The following is a 7368-nucleotide window of genomic DNA, read 5'->3' on the forward strand; positions in this document are numbered from 1 at the left end:
GTTTTCGGTGGCGATAGCGTAGGGGTCACACCTGTTCCCATCCCGAACACAGAAGTTAAGCCCTACAGCGCCGATGATACTGCATGGGTAACTATGTGGGAAAGTAGGTCGCCGCCGGAATATTTTTTTAGAGCCCATCTTTTTGCAAGGTGGGCTTTTTTTTCGTTAAGGCTCTTCAGAAAACGCAATATCTGCCGACAAAAGCCGATCATTGCTGAAAGTGAGCGTGTGATCGACTTATGTCCTTGCGACTTTTACTTCTTCAACTCGATCCCATGAGTCTTTATCTTGCGGTGGAGATTGGACCGCTCCAGGTCGATATCTTCCGCAGTGCGCGAAATGTTCCATTCATTTTCCTGAAGTTTTCTCAGGATATACTCCCGCTCGAATTCTTCTTTTGCTTCTCTGAAATTGCCTGCATTCAGCGCGCTGCCGGCAAGACCGGACGAGAACGATGAATTCTGCTTACTGGTCAGGTTGGCAGGTAGATCCTCGAGCCTGATTTTGTTGCCGGGCGTCATGATCACCAGCCGCTCTATGAGGTTTTTCAACTCGCGGACATTCCCGGGCCAGGAATAATTCTGCAATACCTTCATGGCGTCCGGGGCCATGGTCTTATCCTCACGGCTCTCCTGGCGGGAGAAATGAGCGAGGAAATGCTTGACGAGCGGTGCAATGTCCTCTCTGCGCTCGCGCAGCGACGGCACGTGGAAGGGGAGGACATTGAGGCGATAAAAAAGGTCTTCGCGGAAACTGCCCTTCTGCATCTCTTCTTCAAGATTCTTATTGGTTGCCGCAATAACTCGAACGTCGACTTCGATCGTCCGAGTCCCTCCGACACGCTCGAATTTCCTCTCCTGGAGAATCCTCAATACCTTTGCCTGGGTCTTCAGGCTCATATCCCCAATTTCGTCAAGGAACAGCGTTCCTTCGTTCGCCAGATCGAATTTTCCTTTTCGCTGCGTCGTGGCGCCGGTAAATGAACCTTTTTCATGGCCGAAAAGTTCTGATTCGATCAGATCCTCGGGGATTGCAGCACAGTTCACTTCGACAAACGGCTTCTCGCGACGGTTGGACAAATTGTGGATGGCACGGGCCACCAGTTCTTTACCTGTCCCATTCTCACCAGTAATCAGCACCCATCCATTGGTCGGGGCGGCAATGGAAATCTGTTGTTTGAGTTCGGCAATGGGAGGGCTCTCGCCTATCATTTCGTAATCTTTGGCAATCCGGGCCTTCAGGTTACGGTTTTCTTCAAGAAGTTGCCCCATTTTCAGGGCATTCTGGACGCAGAGAAGAACTTTCTCCAGCGCCAATGGTTTTTCAATAAAATCATACGCGCCCATCTTCAGAGCTTTGACTGCGGTTTCAATCGTTCCATGGCCGCTCATCATGACCACCAGCAGCTCCGGCCATTGCTCCTTGGCGCGCCGCAGAGTTTCAAGACCGTCTATGCCAGGCATCCAGATATCGAGCAGAACCAGGTCGGGGTTTTCCTCTCGTATTTTTTCAAGTCCTTCTTCGCCGTTAGAGGCAAACACAGGGCGAAATCCCTCGTCCTGCAGGATGCCGTCAAGGCTGAAGCGGATACTGTCTTCGTCATCAATGATCAGTATTGTTTTCATGTTGTGAAGTCCTGTATTTAAAAAATCACCCGTTGAACGAGCGTGATTGGGACGAATTGTCCGTGATCGGGAGTTCAATGATGAATTGGGTCCCTTTAGGGCGATTATCTCTGACCCGGATATATCCATTGTGGTCGGAAATAATCGTAGAGACAATGGCCAGCCCCAGTCCGGTGCCTGTTTTTTTGGTGGAGAAATAAGGCTCGAAAAGGCGAGACTTAATTTCCGGAGCAATGCCGCAACCAGTGTCTTTGACTGTGAGGGTGACCATTTGCAGTTCGTGGTTGAAGTGCGTCTCCAGGTGTATCGCTCCAGGCTGGTCCATCGCACCGACAGCGTTGTCGATCAGATTGATAACCGATCGCTTGATCTGATCGCGATCCAGGTTGAAAACCGGCACCTCGGGATCGGGATCGAAAGAGAAATCGATTTCTTTGTGCCCTTCCTCAAACAGAATAAGTGCTTCGGCGACAATCTGGTTCAGGTTGTTCGGAGTCGGGCGGCTGGCCGGCATCCGGGCAAAATTGGAGAACTCGTTGACCAGGTTCTTCAACTCGTCGACCTGCCGGATGATCATTCCCGTGCACTCATCGAAAACCGTATCGTCCCTGTTGAATTTTTCAAGATAACGGCGGCGCAGGCGTTGCGCGGAGAGTTGAATCGGCGTCAACGGATTTTTAATTTCATGGGCAATGCGACGGGCGACTTCACGCCATGCCGCCATCCGCTGGGCCTTGATCAACTGAGTCAAATCGTCGAAAACCACGACGGTGCCCATAAATTCGCCGTTCTCGTCACGCAGGGTTGTGACGTTGACCATCAGGGTCAACTTGTTCTCCTGAATGGGAATCGTCACCTGTTTGCTGACATGATCCTTGCCCGTTTCCATCAGATCCCGCAGGATGTCCTTGACCAGGGGAAGGTATTCCGGCTCAAGCACCTCCCGGAAATTTTTGCCCAGCACTTTTGAAGCACTGGTGTTCAGAAGTTTTTCCGCCGACTTGTTGACTGTAGTGAGAAAGCCTCCGCGGTCCACCGCCACGACCCCGGCAGTGATATTGCGCAGCACGATCTCCATGTAACGCCGACGTTGATCCAGTTCGTGATTTGATGACTGCAGTTCGCGGTTGGCCGCCTGGAGACTTTTCTGGCTGCGGCGCAGGTCTGCAGTCATGGTGTTGAAAGCATCCACCAGAGTGCCGATTTCATCGTCGCTGTCGACCTCGATGCGCACATCGAGATCACCCTGGGCGATGCGATTGGTGGCCACTGCCAGTTCCTGTATCGGCACTGTGATGCCCCGCGCCAGATGGAAGCCGAACCACGTAGCGAGAAAAATGATCACAAGTGCGATCAGCAGCAGAACGACTACGTACCCCATCTGGATGCGGCCCTTGAGCAGCTTGGTGCCTTTGTACTGCTCGAAAGAGGATTTAATCTCTTTCATTTTGCTGACCAGGGAATAAGGGACATAGTAGTTGACAACGACGACGCCGACGACATCCTCGGGGTTCCAGTTGGAGTAGACGGGAACAATGCCGCGGATCAGATCGGCTTTCCCCACAGGCGTTATGCGGGTGAATCGATTGCCCTGAAGGGCTTCACGGATTGCATCGGAGCCGGGATCAGTGAAATCTGCGGCGGGCACAGAAGGGTTGCTCACCCGGACGAGTTCTTCATAGGTGGAGGAAAAAACTTCTACGATGCCCAGATTGTACTCGAGCTGCTTTTCCTGGATAAATTCCTTGAGCTGTTCCAGGTTTGCTTCGTTGAGCAGTTTGTCGCGCTTGATGATGCGCGCCAGTTGTTCTCCATAATAAAGGGCGTTGGACGCGGAATTTTTGTAGTAGGTTTCAGCGACCTCGAGGGACTCCTGCAGGGAATTCTCGATCTGATTGTTGAACCAGTTTTCAATGGTATTGGTGATAAAGCCGGCGGAAACGAAGAAAAGAAGCATCGTTGGCACCAGTGACAGGGCCACGAACGCAGCGACCAACTTACTGCGGATGTGTGCTCCCGGCACGCCGCGCCTTCGTTCAAGGATAAGTTTGAATAGATTGCGGAAAACCAGAAAGAAAAACAGAATGATCAGTAGAATATTGACGTTAATCAGGGCCAATACGAGGATGCTGTTGACCAGAGAAACCTCGGACGTCAGCTCGAGAAGGCGGGATTCGTATTGAGTCAAGGCAAACACCAGCAGCAGGCTTAAAAGGATAAGCCCCAACTCTCGGCGGCGCTTGCGGTATTCGACCCGTTGGGGTGTCCGTTGTTTTTTAGAGCCTGTCATCCTATTCCCCATAATACAAAATAAGATTCCAGTTTATTTGATGTTTTCCCTGATATGCAAGGGCAGAAGAATAAAAAAAGCGGCCATTGAGGCCGCTTTGGTCAAGCAGAGATAAAAAAGGATCTCGATTTATGCTTTGGAGGGGAGCAGATCTCCGACAAAGGCGGGATAGGGACCGGCCTGCGCGGCCCGGAGGGTTTCATCGGAGAACTCAACGAGTTTGTAACACTCCGAAGTTGCAAGTATTTTTTGAACCATTTTGTTGTTGATATCGTGACCGGCCTTGTAAGCTTTGATGTGACCGAGGATCGGATAGCCGATGAGGCTGAAATCCCCGATGCTGTCGAGAATTTTGTGTCGCACGAACTCGTCGGGGAAGCGAAGTCCTTCAGGGTTGAGAACGCCGTTGTCGTCAACCACGATCGCATTGTCAAGGGATCCGCCGCGTGCCAGACCGTTGGTCTTGAGGTATTCGACTTCCTGCAGAAACCCAAAGGTTCGAGCAGGTGCAATCTCCTTGCGGAACTGGCGGGAGGAATGCTTGAAGGAATAATTCTGCAGCGCGATGCTCGGGTGATCGAAGGCAATATCAAAGGACACGCGAAAAAAACGCGAGGGGATCAGAGAAACTCTCTTTTCACCGTCGACCAGTGAAACAGGCTCCCGAATCGCCAGGAACTTGCGGCCGCGATTGAGCTTGCGCAGCCCCGCATCTTCCAGCAGATCGACAAAAGGGGCGGCGCTGCCGTCCATCGCCGGCACTTCGGGGCCATCGATATCAATGTGAAGATTATCGATGCCCAGGGCACTGAGGGCGGCGAGCAGGTGTTCAACCGTTGAGACGCTAAGGCCGTTTTTGCCGATGACGGTCGCAAGCCTGGTGTCAACCACATTGGAGACATGAGCCTCAATGGTTACGGTGCGCTCGCCTTCGGAGCGATGAAATAAAATGCCTGTTCCCGCTTCGGCAGGCCGCAGGTGCATGGTGATGCAGCGGCCGGAATGAAGGCCGATGCCTGAGATGGCGACGGGATTGGCGAGAGTCCGTTGAAAAAGCAAATCTTCCTCCTGGTACAACAGTGCGTGCGCTTTCAGGATCAAATATAATGCAAATATATTGCCATATTTTGTTTGTTGCGTAAGTGCTTGAAAAATAAGAAGGAAAAAGATTTATTGCGGCATGGGTAAGGGGCAGTGTTGCAACTCTGCATCCAGAGTCTGTGGTATGATGGACACAAGTAGCTGCGACCATGAGGAACATTGGAGGGGTTAAAGTCGCCCTGAACGTAAAATGGCGAAAGCGAGCCAGAGGCCGAGGAAGCCGGCGATAGTGTACCCGAAAATTCCCAGAACGGGAAAGCCGAAAAACTGTGGACCCTTGTCCGATTGAATGACCAGGGAACTGCCCACGATCAGAGAACCGATCAGCAGGGAAAATGACAGGCGGTTGCTGGCCTTGTCGAGGTCGTTCATCAGCTTTTCGAGACCGCGGTGTTCAAGGTCGATCTTGAACTTGTTGCGGTTGACCCGATTGATGAACTCCTTCAAGTCCCGCGGCAGGGTCTTGAACAGGGACCCATAGGACTGCAGCACCCCTAGAACTTCTTTGGAAACATTGCCAGGCGACAATCTCTCGCGAATCAGTTTTTCCATAAACGGCCGCAGATGCTCGATCATGTTGAATTCGGGGTCGAGTTGACGGCCGATCCCCTCCATAGTGACCAGTGCCTTGGCCAGCAGCATCAGGTCCGATGGGAACTTGATGCGATACGCGTTCATCAGGTCGACGAATTCCATCAGAAGGCGACCGACGTTGAGTTCTCCCAAGGGTGTTTCATAATAATCGTCGATGAATTCGGACAGATCGCGCCGCAGGCTTTTGAGGTCGGTTTCATCGCTGATATCTCCGGAATAGAGCATCAACGAGATAATACGATCGACATCGCGCTGCAATACGGCAGAGAGCAGATCGACCAGGCGGTACTTGAGCGGTTCGTCGAGACGTCCCACCATCCCGTAGTCCAGCAGGCAGATGACATTGTCGGGCAGGATGAAAAAATTTCCCGGGTGGGGGTCTCCATGAAACAGGCCATGAACCAGAACCTGTTTGAGGAATGAATCGGCCCCCCGCCGGGCAATGGTCGCCAGGTCGTAGCCCTGCTCTTTGAGGTATTCCAGGTCTGATACTTTGATCCCCTCGATATATTCCATGGTCAGCACTGTTTCTCCAGTGAAGTCCCAGAAGACATGGGGAACGTAAACTGTCGGGTCTTCTTCAAAATTGGCGTGGAAACGATCGACCGTGTGACCTTCCCGGGCAAAATCCATTTCTCTGTAAATGGTGCGGCGGAATTCTTTGACCAGACCGGTCGGGTCGTAGAGTTCGCCGCCGGGCAGATGTCGCTCCACCAGAAAGGCGAGCCCCGCCATAATGTCGAGATCGGTTTCAACCGTTTCAACGATTCCAGGACGCCTGATTTTAACCACCACTTCCTCGCCGCTGTTTAGGCGGGCGTGATGAACCTGGGCGATGGATGCGGCAGCAATGGGTTCCGAATCGAATTCTGCGAAGATTTCATCGAAATACATCCCCAGTTCGCGGTGCACCTGCTCGCGCAACTCGGAAACGGGAACTGCAGGGACTTTGTCCTGCAGCTTTTGGAATTCTTCGATAAATTCACGGGGGATGACATCGGGGCGGGTGGAGAGGATCTGGCCCAGTTTGACAAACGTCGGTCCCAACTCCTCCATGGCCAGCCGCAACCGCTCGGCCTGGCTGAAGCGGTCGATGTTTTTGGAGGCCGTGCCGAGCGTGACGATGCGTCGGCCCAATTCGAGGTAATAGTCGATATTGAGCTGTTCGACAACATGTCCGAAGCCGTACTTGATCAGGATACCGAGAATATAGCGGTAGCGTTTGATCGAACGGATGTTGCGGTTGATCCGCGCGAAAGTCAGCATTTTTTCAGAATCGCTGTGTCACCAAGGCAGATCATTTCTGTGAGGACGCCAGAGTTTGCTCCAGCTGCTGAATGCGTTGCTGGAGTTGCTCGAATTCCTCGCGGGTGACCATGCCGACGCGTTCAGCGGCACGACGAACTTCCTGCTGGGCCATTTCCTCGAGTTTCTGCTGGGACTGCTCGAAGTTCTGCTGCATTTTTTCGATAAATGCCTTGCCTTCCTCTTCCGTCATGTTGAAGCGCTCTTTCATCTCATTGGCCAACTCTTCTGCCTTTTTCTGAGTCATACAAAGGGCGCCCATGCCGGTCAGCATGATTTTTTCAGCGAGTTCAAACATCTGTTCCTCCTTGGGGGTGAGAGTCGTTTTTATATCAATATTAAAACAAGACATCACTTTTATTCAAACGAAAAACCATGAAAGAAAATAAAACAAAAAAAAAAAATGGTAAAAAATAACATAACGGGGTCGTCACAACCACCTAATGGGTTTTT

General features: G+C 51.9%; 5 protein-coding genes and 1 rRNA gene. 1 reads left to right on the top strand and 5 read right to left on the bottom strand.

Annotated elements, in window-relative coordinates:
- Positions 1 to 3: 3 nt before the first annotated feature.
- Positions 4 to 120 (top strand): 5S ribosomal RNA (gene rrf, locus AB7E65_RS11005).
- 134 nt (positions 121 to 254) lie between these two features.
- Here rrf and AB7E65_RS11010 read toward each other — a convergent pair.
- From AB7E65_RS11010 to AB7E65_RS11030, 5 genes are all read right to left on the bottom strand, one after another.
- On the bottom strand, positions 255 to 1625 hold the full coding sequence (locus tag AB7E65_RS11010) for a sigma-54-dependent transcriptional regulator (RefSeq protein WP_428745903.1): 1371 nt from the start codon (positions 1623 to 1625) through the stop codon (positions 255 to 257).
- Positions 1626 to 1650: 25 nt separating this feature from the next.
- Positions 1651 to 3915: a sensor histidine kinase gene (locus AB7E65_RS11015; RefSeq protein WP_428745904.1), complete on the bottom strand. Its 2265-nt coding sequence runs from the start codon at positions 3913 to 3915 to the stop codon at positions 1651 to 1653.
- Positions 3916 to 4044: 129 nt separating this feature from the next.
- Positions 4045 to 4974, bottom strand: coding sequence for a UDP-3-O-acyl-N-acetylglucosamine deacetylase (gene lpxC, locus AB7E65_RS11020; protein WP_428745905.1), 930 nt, complete (start codon positions 4972 to 4974; stop codon positions 4045 to 4047).
- A gap of 210 nt (positions 4975 to 5184) precedes the next feature.
- Positions 5185 to 6876, bottom strand: coding sequence for a 2-polyprenylphenol 6-hydroxylase (gene ubiB / locus AB7E65_RS11025; protein ID WP_428745906.1), 1692 nt, complete (start codon positions 6874 to 6876; stop codon positions 5185 to 5187).
- Positions 6877 to 6907: 31 nt separating this feature from the next.
- Complete coding sequence (locus AB7E65_RS11030) at positions 6908 to 7213, bottom strand: phasin family protein (protein ID WP_428745907.1); 306 nt, start codon at positions 7211 to 7213, stop codon at positions 6908 to 6910.
- Positions 7214 to 7368 lie beyond the last annotated feature (155 nt).

The sequence above is a fragment of the Syntrophotalea sp. genome, from assembly GCF_050253115.1.
GTDB lineage: Bacteria > Desulfobacterota > Desulfuromonadia > Desulfuromonadales > Syntrophotaleaceae > Syntrophotalea > Syntrophotalea acetylenica.